The sequence below is a fragment of the Shewanella sp. SP1S1-7 genome (assembly GCF_031932105.1).
Classification (GTDB): domain Bacteria; phylum Pseudomonadota; class Gammaproteobacteria; order Enterobacterales; family Shewanellaceae; genus Shewanella; species Shewanella baltica.
This window is the reverse complement of record NZ_JAUOEU010000021.1, coordinates 69,109-90,166: the sequence shown is the minus strand read 5'-3', so window position 1 is coordinate 90,166 and position 21,058 is coordinate 69,109. Positions and strand designations below refer to the sequence as shown.

General features: G+C 46.9%; 15 protein-coding genes. 8 read left to right on the top strand and 7 right to left on the bottom strand.

Annotated elements, in window-relative coordinates:
- Positions 1–466: 466 nt before the first annotated feature.
- The gene (rsd, locus tag Q4Q49_RS15900; RefSeq protein ID WP_106648308.1) at positions 467–946 is read right to left on the bottom strand and encodes a sigma D regulator; all 480 of its coding nucleotides are present in this window, start codon (positions 944–946) and stop codon (positions 467–469) included.
- A gap of 465 nt (positions 947–1,411) precedes the next feature.
- Here rsd and hemE point away from each other — a divergent pair, with 465 nt between their 5' ends.
- The 3 genes from hemE to Q4Q49_RS15885 all read left to right on the top strand — a co-directional run bounded on the left by hemE (position 1,412) and on the right by Q4Q49_RS15885 (position 6,360).
- A complete protein-coding gene (hemE, locus tag Q4Q49_RS15895; protein WP_063884476.1) occupies positions 1,412–2,476 on the top strand; it encodes a uroporphyrinogen decarboxylase in 1,065 nt (354 codons plus the stop codon).
- A 416-nt stretch (positions 2,477–2,892) separates the two neighbouring features.
- Positions 2,893–5,481, top strand: a complete 2,589-nt coding sequence (locus Q4Q49_RS15890; RefSeq protein WP_311999814.1) for an EAL domain-containing protein — start codon at positions 2,893–2,895, stop codon at positions 5,479–5,481.
- 75 nt (positions 5,482–5,556) lie between these two features.
- Entirely contained in the window at positions 5,557–6,360 is an 804-nt protein-coding gene (locus Q4Q49_RS15885) for an SDR family oxidoreductase (protein WP_006079907.1), read from the top strand.
- 18 nt (positions 6,361–6,378) lie between these two features.
- Here the strand turns inward: Q4Q49_RS15885 and Q4Q49_RS15880 are convergent, their stop codons facing one another.
- The 4 genes from Q4Q49_RS15880 to purH form a co-directional block, all read right to left on the bottom strand.
- Complete coding sequence (locus Q4Q49_RS15880) at positions 6,379–6,606, bottom strand: hypothetical protein (RefSeq protein ID WP_006079908.1); 228 nt, start codon at positions 6,604–6,606, stop codon at positions 6,379–6,381.
- Between the two features lie 155 nt (positions 6,607–6,761).
- On the bottom strand, positions 6,762–9,995 hold the full coding sequence (locus Q4Q49_RS15875) for an ImpA family metalloprotease (protein WP_311999813.1): 3,234 nt from the start codon (positions 9,993–9,995) through the stop codon (positions 6,762–6,764).
- Between the two features lie 177 nt (positions 9,996–10,172).
- On the bottom strand, positions 10,173–11,471 hold the full coding sequence (gene purD, locus Q4Q49_RS15870; protein WP_311999812.1) for a phosphoribosylamine--glycine ligase: 1,299 nt from the start codon (positions 11,469–11,471) through the stop codon (positions 10,173–10,175).
- Positions 11,472–11,601: 130 nt separating this feature from the next.
- Positions 11,602–13,200 (bottom strand): bifunctional phosphoribosylaminoimidazolecarboxamide formyltransferase/IMP cyclohydrolase, encoded by a 1,599-nt coding sequence (purH, locus tag Q4Q49_RS15865; RefSeq protein ID WP_311999811.1) that lies wholly within the window; start codon positions 13,198–13,200, stop codon positions 11,602–11,604.
- A gap of 352 nt (positions 13,201–13,552) precedes the next feature.
- On the opposite strand from purH, the gene zntR reads away from it, so the two are divergent.
- Together zntR and Q4Q49_RS15855 are read left to right on the top strand one after the other, a co-directional pair.
- Positions 13,553–14,068, top strand: a complete 516-nt coding sequence (gene zntR / locus Q4Q49_RS15860; RefSeq protein WP_311999810.1) for a Zn(2+)-responsive transcriptional regulator — start codon at positions 13,553–13,555, stop codon at positions 14,066–14,068.
- 2 nt (positions 14,069–14,070) lie between these two features.
- Entirely contained in the window at positions 14,071–15,573 is a 1,503-nt protein-coding gene (locus Q4Q49_RS15855) for a permease (RefSeq protein ID WP_311999808.1), read from the top strand.
- Between the two features lie 98 nt (positions 15,574–15,671).
- On the opposite strand, the gene Q4Q49_RS15850 is transcribed toward Q4Q49_RS15855, so the two are convergent.
- Positions 15,672–16,559 (bottom strand): prohibitin family protein, encoded by an 888-nt coding sequence (locus Q4Q49_RS15850; protein ID WP_063884205.1) that lies wholly within the window; start codon positions 16,557–16,559, stop codon positions 15,672–15,674.
- A 322-nt stretch (positions 16,560–16,881) separates the two neighbouring features.
- Here Q4Q49_RS15850 and Q4Q49_RS15845 point away from each other — a divergent pair, with 322 nt between their 5' ends.
- From Q4Q49_RS15845 to Q4Q49_RS15835, 3 genes are read left to right on the top strand one after another with little or no spacing between them, the layout of a single operon-like run.
- Positions 16,882–17,136 (top strand): hypothetical protein, encoded by a 255-nt coding sequence (locus Q4Q49_RS15845; protein ID WP_106648299.1) that lies wholly within the window; start codon positions 16,882–16,884, stop codon positions 17,134–17,136.
- A gap of 3 nt (positions 17,137–17,139) precedes the next feature.
- Positions 17,140–17,430: a hypothetical protein gene (locus Q4Q49_RS15840; protein WP_047535138.1), complete on the top strand. Its 291-nt coding sequence runs from the start codon at positions 17,140–17,142 to the stop codon at positions 17,428–17,430.
- Positions 17,431–17,435: 5 nt separating this feature from the next.
- Positions 17,436–19,055, top strand: a complete 1,620-nt coding sequence (locus tag Q4Q49_RS15835) for a PepSY-associated TM helix domain-containing protein (RefSeq protein WP_311999807.1) — start codon at positions 17,436–17,438, stop codon at positions 19,053–19,055.
- Between the two features lie 72 nt (positions 19,056–19,127).
- Here the strand turns inward: Q4Q49_RS15835 and Q4Q49_RS15830 are convergent, their stop codons facing one another.
- Entirely contained in the window at positions 19,128–20,291 is a 1,164-nt protein-coding gene (locus tag Q4Q49_RS15830; protein ID WP_261273684.1) for an MFS transporter, read from the bottom strand.
- Positions 20,292–21,058: the final 767 nt, after the last annotated feature.

The window sequence follows — 21,058 nt, the reverse complement described above, 5'->3', positions numbered from 1 at the left end:
TCTCATTGAGATGTAACGAAGCCAGCTGAATAAGCTGGCTTTTTTGCATCTGAAATTTGTGAAATCAGCCTAATACCATTTACATTAATTATATGTCTAATTGATTATCACGTTATAATCATGAAGAACATGCATAATCCCACAACATCGCTGCCATAGTTAAATCAGAGAAATGCGCATACGTTTGCGCGAATCCGTGTGTGCCGCTCATAAAGTTATTACAGACTGCTCTTGGCGTTCACTGGCTAGGTTAGTTAACAGTTAACTGAGGCGTTAAAGTGTATCTCTTTGATGGGTGAGGTGCGTAAAGAGCATTTCATATTTAGTTGCAGTTTCTAGAGATAGGTTTTAACCGACGTTTCTAATGAGCCATTACTTGTTAGTGAGCCTATATATTTCGGTAGTCGTTGGATTGGTCAAGATAAGCGCACCGAACACAACAAAGTGCGCTTAAATTGATTGAGGCTTACTGGGTGTGTTCTGAATGCTTACGGTGGAGTACTTCGAGTAGTTCATCTTCGAGTTCGAAGCGAGTTTCCATGTTATGGGCAAGTTCAGATAAATCTTTATCGAGTTGATACAATACGAGATCGTCTTGAGTTTCCGCATATTTATCGTTGAAGTCTAATGCCGCATTCGTGGTTGGCGTTATTTTTGGCAATACTTGTTGCGCGAGTGTTTTGCTTGATTCACCATATTCACTACAGGCATTAACGACTCTATCGTAGACTTCGAAATGGCCTTCAGAGACATAGTCCACTAATAAGTCACAGAAAGATTTAACATGTTCGAACGAGGGAAGTGATTTTTCTGATTTACTGTAAGGAGGAAGCCCAGCAATTTGGCAGTAATGCACTAACAGTTTGCGACGATTTTTTAGCCATTGATCAATAAGCTTATTTGAGCCGCCCCACTTCTGTTCCGCTTTTTCAAGTTCTCTCAGCATGATGCATTCCATTTAAGTGCCAGCACATAACTCTAATGTAGGGACAAGTTGCTAATCGATCAACTCTTTTCATGCGAATTTGCGAATTTGCGAGAATGACGAAATGGACAAACCAGCTGTTTCGTATCGAAAAATGCAAATAAAAAGCCCAACGATAGAAACCTATCGTTGGGCGAGTAAAGTTTATAGCAGGCTCGATGCGACGAGCTTCTTGATTGTTCTTGCTAGCGCAGACTTTTTATACCAAAGGCTGGGAATCGGCGCAACTTTTTTCTGTCTGAGTGTGACTTCGTTACGAATAAATCAGCAGTATGTTATCTGGATAACAATTTCCAATTTATATGGTCAAATCGACGCCGACGATGGGGAATAGCTCACATATATTTGCACATAAAGGTTACATTATTCGCGTAAATGCTAAACTACCGACCCAGCGGATCTCAATAAGACTAGGAACCAAGCCCAATGGCAGAATTAAAGAATGATCGTTATTTACGTGCCCTACTAAAAGAGCCTGTCGATGTGACCCCTGTGTGGATGATGCGTCAAGCTGGCCGTTATCTTCCTGAATATAAAGCTACTCGCGCTCAAGCGGGTGACTTCATGTCTTTGTGTAAAAATCATGAGCTTGCCTGTGAAGTCACGCTGCAACCTTTACGTCGTTATGATCTCGATGCGGCGATTTTGTTTTCCGATATTTTAACAGTGCCCGATGCAATGGGGTTAGGTTTGTATTTTGAGGCGGGTGAAGGCCCACGTTTCGAACGCCCTACAGACACTATCGATGCGATCAAAAAGCTTTCAATTCCAGATCCAGAAGATGAGCTGGGTTATGTGATGAAAGCCGTTAGCACTATTCGCCGTGAACTGAATGGCGCAGTGCCGTTAATTGGCTTTTCTGGTTCACCTTGGACCCTAGCGACTTATATGGTTGAAGGCGGCTCGAGCAAAACTTTCGAAAAAATTAAGAAGATGGCTTACGCTGAGCCAATGGCATTACACATGCTGTTAGATAAATTAGCCGATTCAGTGATCTTATACCTGAATGCTCAAGTGGCTAATGGTGCACAATCACTAATGATTTTTGACTCATGGGGCGGCGCGTTATCACACTCTGCTTACCGTGAGTTTTCTTTGCGTTATATGCAGAAGATTGTCGATGGTCTGACACGTTTTGCCGATGGCCGCAAAGTGCCAGTGACGCTGTTCACTAAAGGTGGTGGTTTGTGGTTAGAAGCGATGGCAGAAACTGGCTGTGATGCGTTAGGTTTGGATTGGACGGTAGACATTGCCGATGCCCGTCGCCGTGTAGGCCATAAAGTTGCATTGCAAGGCAACATGGACCCTTCAATGTTATATGCACCTATTCCACGTATTGAAGAAGAAGTGGGCCATATCCTAGCGGGTTATGGTGAGGGTACTGGCCATGTCTTTAACTTAGGTCATGGCATCCATCAGCATGTCGATCCAGAGCATGCCGGCGCCTTTATCAAGGCGGTTCATGCGCAATCAAAGCAATACCATAAGTAATTTTTGGTTTGCGATACAGGCCCGCTTGCGGGCCTGTTTTATTTCTGACATTTGGGTTTGATAGCGTTGGAGCTTCTGGCGAAGGTATCTTTATGGATGAGCGTATGTGGTGATTTCTATCGTCTGCGAGCTTAATGTGTCTTACATTTAGATAACGACTTAAGCACCCTATATTCACATTCTGATTATGTGTGAATTTTCTTGATAAAAAGTAAAATTCATAATCGTTTATTTTATAAATTTTATTTTTAAATCAAAGGTATAAAATTGATTTGATTGCATGAAAATGTCTACTTTAGCAACGACTAAAGCTAAGCGATGTTTAATACTATTCGCAAATGAGATATGTTGCATGGCGCAGTGAAGGATTATGCAAGGCCGTCAATCAATTTAGTCATAACAAGCCGTGGTAAGAGATGCACATTGGCAAGAAAATATTGGTATTTATTGCAGGCTTTTGTCTCCCTGCGGTGGTAATTGTCTCCTATTGTCTTGGGTGTTGGTACGACCATCGCGTCGAGCTATTGCGCCAAGACAGTGCTAACCGTGAGCTTGCTAATATCCAACAGCAGTTTCAAATTGATGTCGATCGCTTAACCTTTCTCACGAATATCTACGCTTTACCTTTGTCGCAGTTAGACGAAGAGCAACTTAAGAAACTAGAATCCTCGTGGCACGACAGTTCTATGTCGGCCAACCTCAGTTGGTATATTTTACGCCAAGGCGAGCTGCACACTTTTTTCCCCAATGCACATCCTTTTGCCTCTGATAAGCTGCAGGAAATCGCCAGCGCCATCATCAATGCTAATAAACCCAGTGTGGCAGGCGCTTATTTGATTGGCGAGCAGACTTATGTCATCACCGCCGTAGCTTCTGCGCCTAATGAGTCTGTACTGCTAGTGCGCCAGTTGACCAATAACGATTTGCTGGAATATGCGCAGGCCTTATTGGTGACTAAAGTGACTAAAGTGACTATGAGTCACTCTAACGTTGTCACGGCAAGTGTTGAGGGCACTCATAGTGACATCATTGAAATTCCCAGCCTGTTAAAAGACAAACCTGTTTACCTGCAAGTGCAGTTCTCCGAGGGGCCCTTCCAAGAGGTTAAATTTAAGCTTGATTGGGTATCGCTCGGTTTTATTCTTTTTGGCGTGTTTATTGTTGGCCTTGGCTATATTTGGTTGCGCTCTGGTTTACTCAAACCCTTTAAAAACTTGATGCAGCAATTGGCGTTGGTCGATCCTATGTCCAGTGTCTATCAACCTGTTACCTGTGAGGGCAATGAAGAATTAGAAGTGCTTGCCAGCCGCGTTAATAGCCTGCTGGCCAGAATTTATCAGCAGAAAGAACGGGCGAAAATCACCTTAGAATCCATTGCAGAAGCGGTGATTTTGACCGATGTCGATGCCAAAGTGATTTATATGAATCCGCGGGCCGAGTTGCTTCTCGATGTTGCTAGTTGCTATGCCATAGGTCAGAGCCTTGCGAGTCTGTTAAAGGCTGGGGAGCAGTTGAACCAGGCGGTTTTTACCTGCATTCGTCTCGAAGAATCAGCGCCGCAGGTCGAGAAAATCAAGCTATTAACTGCTTCGCCTCGGATTATGGAGCGCAGTATCAGCAATCTGCGCAATCACGATAAAGAAATTGTTGGTACTGTCGTGGTATTGCGGGATATCACTCAAGAAGAGTTACTTAAGCGCCAACTCCAAAAAAGAGCCAATTTCGACAGCATTACTGGGCTGCTAAATCGTCAGGCGTTTGATGAACAGCTTCCTCAATTTGCCGCCTCAGCTAAAACCATCGCCGTTTGTTATCTCGATTTGGAGCAATTCAAGTTGATTAACGACAGCTGTGGCCATACTGCAGGCGATCGTATGCTCGCTATGGTGGCTAAGGCTATGCAGGCTTGTCTTGGGCCACAGGGGCTATTGGCGCGCCTTGGTGGCGATGAGTTCGGTTTAGTGCTTTGTAATCGCAGTGCTTTATCTGTGGCGCAATTACTGAAGCAAATGATCGCACAAGTCTCGCTGCAAGTGCTGAATGACAGAAACTGTAACTATAAAGTCGGCCTCAGCATAGGTGTCGCCTTTGGTCGTACGCCCTATATTGATGCACAAGAATTATTGAAAGACGCGGATATTGCCTGCATTGCCGCTAAAGCTAAGGGCGCCAATCAAATTCATTTTTACGATGATAAAGATAAAGAGCTCACTTACCAGAGAAATGCGCCTAAGTGGGCGGTACGTATTGCGCAGGCGATTGAAGAAAACGAGCTAATTCTGTATTACCAACCGATCCGTGGGTTAGGCAGTGGTCCGCAGCGACAACGCATGGAAATCCTGCTGCGAATTCAAGAACCCTGTGGCCGTATTTTGGCACCTGCGCAGTTTATTGCCGCGGCTGAACGTTTTAAGCTGATGCCCGATATTGATAAAGAAGTGATCCGCAAAGCCTTTTTATGGTTGTCTTTGCATCCGGTACTTTGGCCTGATCACTGTATTTCGATCAACCTTTCTGGCAATAGTTTAGGCGCCGAAGGTATGGTGGAATATATCGCCCAGCAGCAGCATATTTTTGATATTCCAAGTCAATGTATTTGCTTTGAAATTACTGAAACCACCGCGATCCAAAATCGCAATCGTGGTATGGAAATGTTGAAGCAGTTACGTAAGCTTGGCTTCTCGTTTGCCTTGGATGATTTTGGCAGTGGTTTCGCCTCTTACGGCTATTTGCGTGAATTACCTGTCGATTATGTCAAAATCGATGGTTGTTTTATCAAGAATCTTGCCGTGAACGCCAAAGATTACGCTATCGTTAAATCGATTCAGGATGTTTGTCGCGTCATGGGGATTGAAACCGTAGCCGAGTTTGTTGAAAATCAAGATATTATCGACAGATTATTGAGCATCGGCATTAACTACGCGCAAGGTTATGCAATAGGACGTCCACAACCCTTAGCTAATTATCGTGAACAATATGAGATGAGGCTTGCACAACGCGCGTGAAGGATTGCGCTTTTAGCGTGATTATGCCAATTTAGCCAAAGGCGTAATTAACATAGCGATAACAAAGGAATGACTATGGATGGACTCACTGGTAAGGTCGTGATCATCACGGGTGCTTCAGAAGGTATTGGTCGAGCACTCGCTGTGGCAATGGCGCGAATGGGCTGCCAGCTCGTGATCAGTGCACGCAATGAAACACGTCTCGCTTCACTCGCCTTAGAAATCGCTAATTATGGTTTACCTCCCTTTGTATTTGCTGCCGATGTTTCTCGTGCTGAACAGTGCGAAGCCTTAATTGAAGCCACGGTCGCGCATTACGGACATCTCGATATTTTAATTAATAATGCCGGCATGACCATGTGGTCACGTTTCGATGAGCTTACTCAACTGTCTGTACTCGAAGACATTATGCGGGTGAATTATCTTGGACCTGCGTATTTGACCCATGCCGCTTTACCCCATTTAAAAGCCAGTAAGGGCCAAGTGGTTGTTGTGGCGTCAGTCGCTGGATTAACGGGCGTACCCACTCGTAGCGGTTATGCTGCATCTAAACATGCTGTGATTGGCTTTTTCGATTCACTGCGGATTGAGCTCGCGGACGATAATGTGGCGGTGACGGTAATTTGCCCTGATTTTGTGGTGTCACAAATTCACAAACGCGCCCTTGATGGTGCGGGTAATCCTTTAGGCAAGTCACCGATGCAAGAAGCTAAGATACTGACGGCCGAGCAATGCGCCAATATGATGTTACCTGTGATTGCGACTCGAGGCCGACAACTTATCACTTCACTTCGCGGTCGTTTGGGGCGTTGGCTTAAGCTGATCGCGCCAGGTTTAATCGACAAAATTGCCCGCAGGGCGATCGCCTCCGGGCATTAAAATCTTTGCCACTACAAGCTATTTACCACTCTTATTGAGATGCTTAATGATTGACTGTTCAGCCTCGCTTTGCGTTGCTTTTTCCCCTTGTTTGTCGATAGTTGCAGTGGCCATATGACCTGTCATATCCTCTGCAATATGGAACCAATCTGGATGCCAGTAAAAACTCTTTCCTTCTAGCGTGCCCCAGTTATGCACACCTGATTTTTCGCCTTGATAAATAAGATCTTTTATCGAATAACCCATATATTTACCTCATTAATTTCATGATTGTTAAAAATATAAGAAGTTAAATGGTGCACGTCATCTGAGCCTAGGTATGTGCTTTAGGTCACATTTTTCAGGTAAAAATAAACCCCGCCAGAGCGAGGTTTATCAGTTGCGTTAGTATCTTAGCGCGATTAAGGCTTAGTGCACTGGGTTGGCGAACCCACGCCTTTCCACTGTGTAGTGCCATCAGTGAGTGACAGTGACACAAAGGTTAAACCTTGGCTCATGTTCGCTGGCGGCAAGTCGGTTTCTAGCTCATACATGCCCATGGGCATAGTACCCGAGGTCGCATTAGCGACCGTTTGCGCGGCTGCAAGGCTTGAGTAGCGCAGACCCAACATATCAAAGTGGCTACGCCAATCTTTGCCTGTGAGCTGACTCAAAGACACCAGCATAAAGTCGTTGCCGGGGATATCTTTCACGGTTTTTCCGCCGTAGACACTATTGCCGTCAAACGGAAATTGGCTAAAGCCCAGTTTGCTGCGGTTCGCTTCCCAATCACTGGCGTTATTGGCATATTTGCCGAAAATACGACTGTGTTGATACAGCAAGGTAAAGAGATTAAAGCCATTGTTCAGCATGGTGCCATCGCTCAGCGTCATGCCGTGAGCCTTAAGCGCCATTTGGATGTAAAACGCCATGCGATAACCGTTATGCACAGCATAAGTATTGCTGGCCCAAGGCGCTGTGTATCTGTCTTCACCTGCATCGAGCACTTTACAGTTAGCGCCAACCACCACGCGCTTACCGCTGGTATCTGTTGTGCCCGCAGCATCGGACATAAACACATAGAAGAGATCTTTATGGTTCATGTGACCATCAGTAACCGTATCGGTATTATTATCGCGCAGATAATGGGTTTTCCACTTCACTACATAAGGGAAGATATTGTTGGAGTTTTCCCCCGCGCGACTACTATAACCTGCCCAGTTGTCACTATTGTTTGCCGCGGCATATTGCACATTGAGGCGGTTCGTTTGCAGATTATGGCCTAACTCATGGTTATCACCCCAACCCGTTGGATCGATATTCCATGCCGCATCCCAAGGATTACCGCTACAACCGGCGCCGCACTGGGCATTTTGGTCATAATTAGCGTGTTGAATAATAGTGCGGGTATGCAGACTATTGTCGATACAGTCGTCGCCAAACAGTCCTTTGCAGGCCGCCAGTACATCGGCGGGTAAGGATTCACTTAAACTCTTACCTTGAATTTTAAGGCCAGCTAAGGTGTAAACGCTGTTGATATGGTCATCGACAATGCTGTTGAGTAGCGCGTTGACATCGGGCACATTGCCGCCGATGGCGTTTAAAAAGCGGTCGCGACGCAGATGCTGCTCAGCGCCATCGGTGCGCAAGTCCACATGGGGTAATTCAGTATTTTGAATGCGATCGTTAAAGGCTGCGATTTCAACCGGATTGGAGAAATCCATAATGGTCGGATGTTTAGCGACATGCTCAGCGTTGACATCAACACTTAACGCGCCATCAACACTCGAAGCATCACCATTGATGTATAGATAAATAGGTCCGCCGTAGGGAGAGGAAAACTCAATACTTTTCCCTTGTGCTAAGCGCAGGCGTTGCTGGGCCAGTTCCAAGGGGCCGCGGTAGATTTTCTGCTCATAGGCACGGTTAGTATTGCGTCTATGGTAGTTGAGTTTGATCTCCACATTCGCAGCGCTGCTATCGAGACGAGTGAGTTTGATGGTTTGACCTGGCAGTGCATACCAGCCCGTGGTCGTCCATTGGCCCGCATAGGGCACGCTAATGATTTTACGCTCTGAAACCGTTGCAGGGTAAACGTAGTGTGCATTACTGCCCTTGCTAAGGTTGGCTCTGTCGGTGACATATTCACCCAAATCAGGCTGGGCTAAGTTATGGGCGCGAGCATAGCTTACGGTCCAATCGGCAAATAGTGCCCGCTGCCATTGAGCGAACTCGCTGTAGGCTATGGGGTAGTCAATCTCGCTGCGATATTTATCGGCGAGTAACAGTCCAGCCTTCATCAAGGAGAAGTCTGCCTTGGTAAACGCATCAATTGCGTTGTTATCTAGGGTTTCGGCATTGGCTCTATACCAATCGGCCCCTGCCTTGAATGACTCAACAAAGGCGGCAGCATTACAGCTGAGATAATTGCCTGTGCAGTCGTTAAGCACTGAGGTATCGAAGCTTGCTTCATTGAGCTTGCCGAGTAGTTTATTTACCTTGGTCAGAGCTGTATCTTCGGCCAAAATATCAGTCACATTGAGGTCGTTGGCATTGAGCTTTGACCAGTAATTACCTGAGGTTGAAAGCCCCATTTCAAGGTAAAGCGGCGATAGCATTGGGCTTTGATTGCGCCAGTAGTTTGAGAGCAACAAGGGAATACCCGCTGCTTTTGCCTTAGCGATAGCAGCTTTAATGCCTGCAAAACCTAAGGACTGACGGTCTATGTCACTTATCACTATCACATCGGGCTTAAGTGTATCGATACAGTTGCTTAGCTCGCTGTAGTCACAAGTGTTTGCCGCATTAATGTTATGGGCAGCGGGGTAGTTGTTTGCAAGCCAAGTACGAATACCTTCGTTATGGGGAAAATACCAACTGTCGGCTTTGCTCGGCATTTGGGTGGTGACTATGTTGAGGTCGTCGGTTTTATCGGCGCCTTTGGTCAGCCAGCCTAAAAGATTTTTCAGCAAAGTATCGGTTTGAGCTGAGGTGTTGACGGAAAAGAGATTTCCTCCCATGGCCGCATATCTTTGCCCTTGTTGCTCGCCCGCCATGACTAAGCCGCGAACCGCGCTTGCACCACTGCCATCGACATTCGATGGCAAGACAGTAAAAGTGTTCTCCGGCATAAAGCTCGAAAAGGTAATTGAGTCGTGGGTCGGATGCCAAGAGATGCTGCTACCGACACCTTGATATAGCTGATTTATCTGGGCTTTACGTTCGATGTCAATATTAGTGAGTTCGGCGATGCTGAAATCAATTAACTCACTCGCACTGGCAAGCCTGTGGTCTTGGTGCTTAATGGCATTTTCGGCGTTAGTAATGAATGTCGGTGTGATAGTGCAATCTGCCGTCATGGCCGCAGTGGTGTAAGTTAGCGCATTGAGCTTGCCACCACAGCCTGTAATGGCCTCAAGCGTAAAGCCAGTATCGGCAGTAACGCTAAAAATAGCGCTTTTACCCGACTCCACTTTTTGACTACTTGGATCTAAGGCTCCGCCATTTACTGACACACTACTAGCAATGTATTGCACCGGCGCGGGAGGTTGGACTGGCGGCTGAGTCGGTGGTGTGGTCGTGCCAGCATCTTCTGAGCCGCCACCGCATCCGCTAAGCAGTATGGCGATGGAGGCGCACAGCAGTCTAATCCTCATTGGGAGTCCTTTATATTTAGGTATTTAACATTTGGTTGACATTGTATCTCGTTGCTCCAATTTTCAATAGAATTAATTATATAATTTTATTGAAAATCATGATGTTATATTTGACGCTCGTCAAAATTCAGGCACAAAAAAACCGGCATCTGGCCGGTTTTTTAACGCGCCTAGCAATTAGTCTTGCTGTTCACGTGCAATTGCGCGGTAGCCAATATCGGTACGGAAATACACATCATCCCAGTGGATTTCATCAACCAATTTATAGGCGGCTTTTTGCGCTTCGGTCACTGTGTTACCCAGTGCAGTGGCGCAGAGTACGCGACCGCCGTTTGTGACTACATGGCCGTCTTTCATCTCAGTGCCAGCATGGAACACTTTGCCATTGTTATCGCCAAGGCTTAGACCGTCAATCACATCAAACTTGCGATACTCATCTGGGTAACCGCCAGCGGCTAATACCACGCCCACGGCTGCGCGCTCGTCGTATTCTGCTGTCACTTTATCTAACTCGCCACGGGTGGCGGCTAAACACAGTTCCACTAAGTCAGACTTTAACCGCATCATGATTGGTTGAGTTTCTGGATCGCCGAAGCGGCAGTTGTACTCGAGCACTTTGGCACTGCCATCGGGTGATATCATCAAGCCAGCATACAAAAAGCCTGTGTAGATATTGCCTTCTGCCGCCATGCCATCAACCGTTGGGCGAATCACGTTTGCCACAGTCCAATCGTGTACCGCTTGAGTCACCACAGGTGCTGGCGAGTAAGCGCCCATGCCGCCCGTGTTTGGACCATAGTCGCCGTTATCACGAGCTTTATGATCTTGGCTGGTCGCCATTGGCAGAATATTTTTGCCATCGACCATTACGATGAAGCTGGCTTCTTCGCCTTTCAGGAATTCTTCAATGACCACGCGTGAACCCGCATCGCCAAACTTGTTACCAGCGAGCATGTCATCAATCGCAGCATCGGCTTCAGCTTGGTCTTGGGCGATAATCACGCCTTTACCTGCGGCTAAACCGTCGGCTTTGATGACCACTGGGTAACCTGTTGTGGCCGTTAATTCACGCACGAAGGCTTTAGCGTCGCTGATTTCAGTGCAGTTTTTGTAACCCGCAGTTGGAATATTGTGACGGGCTAAAAAGTCCTTAGTGAAGGCTTTTGAACCTTCGAGCTGAGCTGCCGCCTTCGTTGGGCCAAAAATCGGTAAACCTGCGGCGTTGAATGCATCAACCACGCCCATCACTAATGGGGCTTCTGGGCCGACTATAGTCAGTTCAATTTTGTTGGTTTCTGCAAAATCGAGCAAAGCAGGAATGTCGGTGGCGCTGATCGCCAGATTTTCAACATTAGGTTCTAGGGCTGTGCCCGCATTGCCTGGCGCAACATAGACTGTTTCAACTTGAGCCGATTGTGCAGCTTTCCACGCTAGGGCATGTTCGCGACCGCCGCCACCAATAACTAATACTTTCATGTTAAGTCATCCCTTAGAGTTTTATGTTCTGTGTAGGCACACTGTGGTCGAAACCAGAGTGCGGTAAAACAAAGAGTGGTAAAACAAAAAAGCAGCCAGTACTGATTGAGTGCTGGCTGCTTAGTGGCGATTAGTGACGGAAGTGGCGCATGCCCGTCATCACCATGGCCATGCCGTGCTCGTCTGCTGCAGCGATGATTTCAGCATCGCGCATTGAGCCACCCGGTTGGATGATGCAGCTAATGCCCGCAGCCGCTGCGGCATCGATACCGTCACGGAAGGGGAAGAAAGCATCGGATGCCATCACAGAGTTCACTACTTCTAAGCTTTCATCGGCGGCCTTGATGCCAGCAATTTTAGCGCTGTAAACGCGGCTCATTTGGCCTGCGCCGACACCGATAGTCATGCCGTCTTTGGCATAAACGATGGCGTTAGATTTAACGAATTTCGCCACTTTCCAGCAGAACATTAAGTCTTTCAGTTCGCTTGCGGTAGGTTGACGTTTAGAAACCACTTTGATGTCTTCTAAGCCGACCATGCCTTGGTCGCGATCTTGTACTAACAAGCCGCCGTTAACGCGTTTGTAGTCTAAGGTTTGGGTTTTAGTGTTCCACTGACCACATTCCAATAAACGCACGTTGGTCTTTTTCGCAACCACATCGCGCGCCGCTTGGCTGACGCTTGGGGCGATAATCACTTCAACGAATTGGCGCTCAACGATAGCACTCGCCGTCGCAGCATCTAACTCGCCGTTGAAGGCGATAATGCCACCGAAGGCTGAGGTTGGGTCAGTTTGATAAGCGCGGTTATAGGCATCGAGCAAGTCTTTACCTAAGGCCACACCACATGGGTTAGCGTGTTTAACGATAACGCAGGCGGGTTCGTTGAATTCTTTTACGCACTCAAGGGCGGCATCGGTATCGGCAATGTTGTTGTAAGACAACGCTTTGCCTTGCAACTGAATTGCCGTCGCCACAGAGGCTTCATCAATTTTCGTGTCGACATAGAAAGCCGCCGCTTGATGGCTGTTTTCGCCATAGCGTAAGTCTTGCTTCTTCACTAATTGGGTATTGAACGTGCGTGGGAACTTAGAATCAGCAAAGCATTCGTCCGTGCTATGCGCAGGAACCATAGTGCCGAAGTAGTTGGCGATCATGCCATCGTAACCCGCAGTGTGCTCAAAGGCTGCAATCGCTAAGTCGAAACGCGTCGCATGGGTCGTGCTGCCATTGTTAGCCGTCATTTCTGCCAGTACGCGTGAGTAATCGACGGCATTAACGACTATGGTGACGTCTTTGTGGTTTTTTGCCGCTGCGCGCACCATAGTTGGGCCGCCAATATCGATATTTTCGATAGCGTCCTCTAAGGTACAACCGGCTTTAGCTACGGTTTCAGCGAAAGGATAAAGGTTAACCGCAACCAGATCGATGGCATTGATATTGTTGTCGGCTATAACGCTTTCATCAAGACCGCGGCGCGCCAAAATGCCGCCGTGCACTTTAGGGTGCAGCGTCTTAACACGACCGTCCATGATCTCAGGGTGTCCTGTGTAATCAGATACTTCGATAACAGGCACGCCGTTATCCGCTAACAGGCGAGCGGTGCCGCCAGTTGATAACAGTTCCACACCTTGGGCGTGAAGTGCTTTGGCGAACTCGAGAATTCCGGTTTTATCTGAAACGCTTAACAGCGCGCGACGAATGGGTCTGGCATTATTTGCAGCAGTCATTTGGGTACAGGGTCCAGTTATTTTAGTTTCAAGGATCTTTCGGAAAACAGAACAGCCTTAGCGCTGCACCGCTTTCCAAAAGTCCCTTGGTCCTATTTTTACTTTATTAGCTAACTTTTTATCCCTTCATCACGGCGCGCGTATTCTAACGTAAAACTGCATTTACGGGTGTTTTTTCTGCGTGATTTCACAATATTCATATCAGAACAAAGTGACGTGACTCGGCCGACTTTATGTAAAGTATGAATTACCCCTTGACCTTGGAGTAGGCTCCAAGGTTTATACTCGCATTATTGAGTTGTATGCTGGAAACTCCCCCTGAGTTGGGCGCGATTTCGCAAAGGATGAAGACATGTATCGTATTGGTGAACTGGCGGATTTGTGTGAGGTGAAAGCCGACACGTTGAGATTCTACGAGAAGCACGGTCTGCTCGCGCCGTCGAGCCGTACCGAGTCTGGCTATCGAGTGTATACCGAGGCCGATACCGCGCGACTGCGTTTTATCTTACGGGCGAAGGCCGTGGGTTTTACCCTTAATGAAATCAGTGAATTGCTTTCAATTGAGCTTGATAAATCTAATCGCGTCTGCGCCGATGTGAAGGGTATGGTCGATATTAAATTGGCCCAAGTACAGGCCAAAATCGCCGAGCTGAATCATTTTCAAACCAGTTTGCAGAGTCTGTCCGATGCCTGTTGTGGCGGGCCGCGTAGCGCCGAACATTGCTCGATTTTAGAGGCGTTGGAATCCAGTACTGAGCGGGTACGCGTTGAGCATCATTCTCATGATGGAAATCAGCACAAAGCACATCATAATGAGTCGCACCAGCATACTCACGGCAAAACAATCCATGATGAGTCAGGGAATTAATTATGTTACTGAAGAATTTTATTGATCTGTTTTTAGACTCGGCGCCTTGGTTGTTATTGGGCCTGATCCTGGCTGGGCTATTAAAAGTATTCGTACCAATGGTGTGGATGCAAAAGCAGCTCGGCGGTCACGGTTTTAAAACTGTGGTGAAGGCGGCGCTGCTCGGTGCACCATTACCTTTGTGTTCTTGTGGCGTGATTCCTGCGGCGGTAGGGCTGCGCCGTTCAGGTGCCTCGAAAGCGGCAACCACCTCTTTTTTAGTGTCGACGCCAGAAACGGGCGTCGATTCAATCGCCGTTTCCTACGTGTTACTCGGCCCCTTTATGGCGATCGTCAGACCGATTGCAGCGATTACCAGTGCGATTGTGGCTGGCTTACTCGTTGGCCGCGATGACGACGATGGCAAGCCTGCGGTTAAATCAGAGTTCAAGTCAGCTAGCGACGCAGCCGTGGCGGCCTGCTGTGCGTCGAAATCGGCGAGTCAGTCCCAAGCTATTAAAGCTGAACCGGTTAAAAGCTGTTGCTCACCGACTAAGGATCAGCCTTTAGCGCCTGTTAAAGCGGCTGCATCCTGCTGCGGCACTGAAAGTCATACTGATTGTGAGCAGAAGACTGAGCCTAAGAGTGCGATCAAAATGACGCCAATGGCTGCAACGTCTAGCTTCATGACGGCTCATGGCGGCAGTGTTGCGAACGTCGGCGTGATGAAAGCTGAGAAAACAGCTTCCTGCTGCGCTAGTAAAACAGCTGAATCTGTCACCCCTGAGAAAATCCTTGTGGTGAAAAAAGGTGCCTGTTGCGGTACTTCAAATAAAGCCGAGTCTGGAACACATGATCACAGTGCTCACGGCCATGGTTCTCAAACCCAAGGTGAAGCGGATAGCTGCTGCGCCTCGACTCAAGATATGGCGACTGAGTTAAAGTCGCAATCCGTCTTAAGCCGCGTCGGTATTGGTCTTAAATATGCGGCAACGGATTTAGTGCGTGACACTACCTTGTGGCTGCTGGTGGGCTTATTCTTCGCCGCACTGGTGCAAACCTATGTCCCTGCAGACTTTTTGGCGCAATGGGGCGACGGTATCTTAGCCATGTTAGTGATGGTGTTGGTCTCTGTGCCTATGTATATCTGCGCGACGGCATCGACACCGATTGCTGCCGGATTATTGCTGGCGGGTGTGTCACCGGGGGCCGTTTTAGTATTTATGATGGCGGGTCCTGCGACTAATATCGCAACCTTAGGTGTGGTGGCTAAAGAGTTAGGCAAACGTGCGTTGTGGGGATACTTGGGCGGCGTGATTGGCGTGGCCTTAGTCGCGGGCATATTGGTCAATTATCTGGTGGATAGCTTTGGCTTTGTGGTGATGCCACAGATTGGTGAGCAGCACCAAATGTTACCTCAGTGGCTAGTGGCAACCTCTGGCATAGTGCTGGCGTTACTCATGGCAAAAGTGGTGTTTGAAAAGATCCCTCGAAGCTGGATCCGCCGCAACGATTGCTGTTCTTAATCAGCTCATATTCCGCTCAGTAATTATCGAGCGAATAACGAAAAATCCCAGTGTTAGGGCTAACACTGGGATTTTTTATTGTCGGGCTAAACCTAAGCTTAGTTGCCTTTTTTCACATCGATAAAGGGCAGAGTACCTGTCGGCAGCATAGTCGTCGGTAGTTTGCCGTCCCACTTTTCCGCTTTGGTTAATTCAACTAAGTTTTGATTTTGTGCCAGCGCTTCGGCGCGGCTCTTAATCGCAGAGGCTTCTGCATCACCTTTGATACGAATACTTTCGGCTTCAGCCTTAGCGCGGGCTAATTGCGAGTCGGCCTGTGCTTGCGCTTGGGTGACGGCGATTTGCGCGCTGACGCGTTCTTTTTCTAGATTCTGCAGTTGAGTCTGCACTTCGACTTCGGCGCGCATTCTGTCTTCGACGGATTTTTCATAGGCGTTGGAAAAGTCGATATTCTCAATCTGCACTGAGTTGATTTCTACCGGACCTTTGATCGAGTTAGTGATCGCACTGGTCACATCAATACCGAATTTGATCCGCTCTTGTACCACAGAAATCGCCGTGTATTTACCGAAGATGTTTTCGACTTGAGTTGGCACTTGCCTGTCGAGCAGACGCGTGACCATGGCATCGATACTTTTGAAGTTAGCATACACTTCTTCGACGCGGTCTGGCGGTACGCTAAAAGTCACCGATGCGTTAAGTGTCGCGGGTTGTTGATCGCGGCTATAGGCTTGCAGCGAGGTATAACTGGTGGTGTGCGTTTGGGTAGAAATCTTCACCACAGTGTCTATCAGTGGGATCTTAAAACCAAGTCCAGGTTCTGCAGTTCCGATAACTTTACCATTGCGCAGCAGTACGCCACGTTCACCTTGGTCAACCGTATACCAACTGCCAAATAAGGAAATAAAGAGGATTAATAGAATAACAATGGGGATAATTTTGCTGAGGCCAATTGAGCTCGGCAGATTGAATTCATTTTTAATCATTTAGCTTCCTTTGCTGATGTCATAGTAATGAGCTTGAGGGTGAATCGGATTGTTTATCTTGGGACAAGACTATTAACGCGAAATGTATCTTAATGGTTAACAACTGGCAATGACAAGGCAGAAGTGTTGCCTATTTGTGATTTGAATGCCATAAACCATCCTTACAGTGTAAATCTTATTGCGAATTATTATCACCAAGGCTATAGTCCCGAAATTAAAATTATTCCATTGTTTTCATGTGTTTATCTTTTTACATGATGTACAGCAAGCATAGGCAAATGGACTCGAATGCTAACGCTTTGTAGTGAGAGGATTACATCCCGTGTTGCAACTTATATTCCTGTTGTCGACGCTTCTGGCCTGCTTGTTATTTTATTTAACGAATAAGCAGCAAAAACTATTTGCAAGCTCCCTTCCTAAGCGGCCTTGGCGGTTACTCGCTTACGGTGTTGCCTTTGTCAGTCTTATCGGTTGGCTTAGCCTCTTTACCCTTAGCGCCGCAATTTTTATTTGGTTAGCCCTGTTGATGTTATTGATGGGGTTAGTGCCTTTTATCTCACTTTTCGGTCGGAAATAGCTCATGGCACGTTTAGCTGAACAGGATAAATTACAACCCGACTGGTGGACTAAGTCACTGGCTGGATTGATTTTAGGATTTACTTTAGCACTTGGATTGGTGGGGTTATTTGCCTGGTTTGGCCCAGGCGGCATCGATGCCGATACTAAAGTGCAGTTCAACATGTGGCTGATTACGCCTATCTGGTTATTGATCTTAAGTTTTAGCTTTATGTTTAAAACCGGACTCAGGGCAATTGGCTACTTGGGCTTGTTTAACGTTTTGACTTATATAGTGTTATATACCTTTAGGTGACAAGGATGAAAGTTCGCAGTGATGTGTTACGAGTGTATCAGTCTATCCATATTTGGACTGGTATCATCGCCGGAATCGTATTGTTTATCGGCTTTTATGCCGGCTCGCTCACTATGTTTAAGGGGGCGATTGACGCTTGGTCAATGCCGCCAGCCCTGACCTTGCCTCAAGTGCCTGCTGAGAAACTGGATGACTTAGTCGCGCAAGTGTTAGCGCAGGATGATAAGGCCAAAACCGGTTTTAGTTTGCACTTAAATGATGAGCATCAATCGCCGATGACTTGGTATCAGCAGGGCTCGGAACGTGAACTCAGCATGAGTCACCAGCTTTGGCATGCCAGCCTTGACGAGCAGGGGCAATTAGTCACCCAACTAAGTACACCAAGCGAGTTGGCTGAGTTGATTGACCAATTACATCGTACCGCGGGGATTGCCGGCGAAGTCGGTCACGATCAAGCGGGTGCCTATGTGCTGGGGATTGCCGCCGTTTTATACTTCTTGGCATTGGTTTCTGGGGTGATTTTTTTACTGCCAACTTTAACCAAAAGCTTTTTCGCCCTCCGTAAAGATAAAGGTGAGAGTCGTTTCTGGCTCGATGCCCATAATTTAGTGGGCATTACCAGCCTGCCATTTCATCTAGTGATATGTGTAACTGTGATTGTGTTTGCTTTCCATGATCAGCTTTACGATGGGCTTAAGCATATGGTTTATGGTGAAAAACCATTATTTGCTCAATCGGCACCGGACAAAACGCCCTATACACTAGCCGATTTGCCAAAGGTCACCACTGTGTTAGCCAAGGTGCAGCAAATCGCCCCCGATTATCAAGTGAATGAAATGACCTTTATGAACTTGAATAATCCCCGTGCGACTCTGCGCTTGGGGTTATATAACCCCAATGGTTTTATGCGTGGACCCGTTACCGATTTCTTATACCTGCATCCTTATAGTCTTAAGGTGACCAATAGCACGATTGACCAAAGCGACAAGGGGATTTGGGCCAGAACCGTTGCGGTATTCTTTGGATTACATTTTGGTAGTTATGGGGGCGATCTCGGGCGTTGGGTGTATTTTTTCCTAGGTTTAAGCGGTGCTTTTTTATTTTATAGTGGTAATTTGCTGTGGCTGGAAAAACGCCGTAAAAAGCAGGCCAGCGAGCAAACCCGTGCTTGCCGATTAATGGCGAGCGCCACGGTGGGGATTTGCTTAGGCTCGGTTGCCGCTTTAACGATAAGTATGTTGTTGGGTAAATGGTTATATGTGCATGTGAGCAATATTAACCACGTCTATTTGTGGCTGTATTATCTGGTGTTTGGCTTGCTGGTGGTTTACGCCTTTTGGCGTGGTGCTGCTAAGGCGGCGCTGCTGATTTTGCCTTTGTGCGCCTTGGCTACATTGGCGATGCCAATCACGTCTTTAGTTGCGTTAATCGTGCCAAGTTTAGGCTTATGGGCGCCTTATTCTGCGGCAACGTTAGGCGTCGATCTGGTGGCGTTAGCCTTTAGTGGAGTGTTCTTTTATGGTTACAGACTGACTCGCCATCGGGTGCTTAATGGGCCGCAGGACAGTGTCTGGGCCATTCCCACCACAGTGCCAGTGGCAGAATTAACCCAGCAAACATCATAATAACAATGGGCGCCGTTATCGGCGCCCATTGTTATTCACAGGGTGTAGAGACTTAGCATTAACGGCTCAGGACTAAGCCTTCGCTGTGGGTAGGCGGGCTTTGCTTCGGGCGAGTAAGTGCGCGCTTAGATAGCAAACCGTGACTAAAAAGCTTGCTGCTAAGTAGAGCGGTAAGCCATGTTCTACATCATCAAAACGACTGGCGGCAACCGGACCAATAACCGAACCTACGGAATAACTGAGCAACATAATCTGAGTGGCGGAGACGATTTGGCTGCTGGGTAAATGATCGCACGCCAGACTGATGGCGATGGGATAGAGAGCAAAGGCGCAGGCACCTAGTAACACAAAACCTAACCATAATCCCACAAGCGATGTTTGTATCAGTAACAACAACGCCGCCGCACCCACTAAGCAAAAAGCGGTCATCAACACACTCTTTTCAACACGCGGGGATAAATAGCTCACTAAGGGTTGAACTATCATGCCGCCCATAATGATCAGCGCCATAAATTGCCCCGTCTGCTGGGCAAAACCCATGTCTTGCGACACATACACAGGCAATAAACCGTAGATGGGACCAAGTAATAATCCTGAGACTAAACAGCCAACAATGGCAGGTTTACTTAAGGTTTTTAGGTCGGAAAGGGCAATAGCGTGTTGTTCACTGGACTGCGGTTGGCCGCGTTTAACTAACAGTGCAGGTAAACTGGCCGCTGCCAACAAACCTATTACTACCAAGTAGGGTAAATTACCCGTGGTGCCTAAATAATCTACGGCAAGTTGCCCAATGGCAGTGCCACCGTAGAGGGCGGTCATATATAAGCCTAAACGTTTTGCCCGTTGTTTTTGGGTGTCGGCCATAAGTAACCAAGATTCGACCACCACAAAAATCCCTGCAACAGCCAAGCCTGCAATCAGGCGTGATACTAGCCAAACACTGCTCTGTGGCAGTAATACCATTACCACAACGCTACACAGTAAGATATTTAAGAACAAAATAAAGGCCTTACTGTGACCTATGCGGCTGACAATCGGTGCAATACAAGGTGCACCTAGTAATAAGCCGAGGTAGAAAATACTCGCCAGCCAAGGCGCAAGATCAAGGCTCAAATCAAAGTAAGTGAGCGAGAGTGGGATCAAACTCATCAAGTAGCCTGACGCTAAAGCAAATAAACTGAGTCCTGCCACAGGCACAAACAGCCCTGGCTTCTGATTGGGTTGAGCTGACAGCATATTTTCCACAAGCGGTACCAAAATAGGTAAAAAATGAACAGGAGACGAGAATACGGTCGCGACTCTAGGTTGGATTGCCCGCGGGGTAAAGTGAGTTAGATTGACTGAGATGGTGAATAATATTTGTGTTTATTATTCATAGGGATATTGAGTTGTAAATGTTATTTATTTGAGTAGGATTCTAGGGTTGTTTTCGGCTTTGATGGTTTGAAACATTTTTAATTTCTACACAGTTTTGCATCAAATAAATGATGGAACCACTAGGAGACGTTATCGAGCACTTGCTGGAGTGAAGTGGCAAGCGCCTGCACAAATTCTACAGGGAAGCTAATCAGATGTCCTTTCGCATTATCAGATAAATTTAAAAGGTTAAATCTTCTTTCCATCACCATGCCATTTAAGTTTTTAAGTATGTAAACCAACATTTTAAATGCGAAAAATGAAAGTTATTCGTGAAATATAAAACTGAGTTGATGCCAGCTGCAATTTTGTCATTGGGATGTTCGTTTACGTTATCGCTTTAAGTTGCAGTCACCTTGAGGGGGGGCAAAGAGTGGTAAATACATTCATGGGTGTTTTATAGGCAAAAACTGTGGTTACCGGATTGAATTAGCGTGAACCACTTCATTTAAGGTTAAATTCAGTGTTTGTCACTTAGTATTAAAGTGAAACCTGATCCACGTCACAGTTTTAAACACTTATTCAATTACAGCTTTATCAAGCTTTTGCGTGATTTTTGCTCGTTTGAAAGTTTTGCACATGGCTTT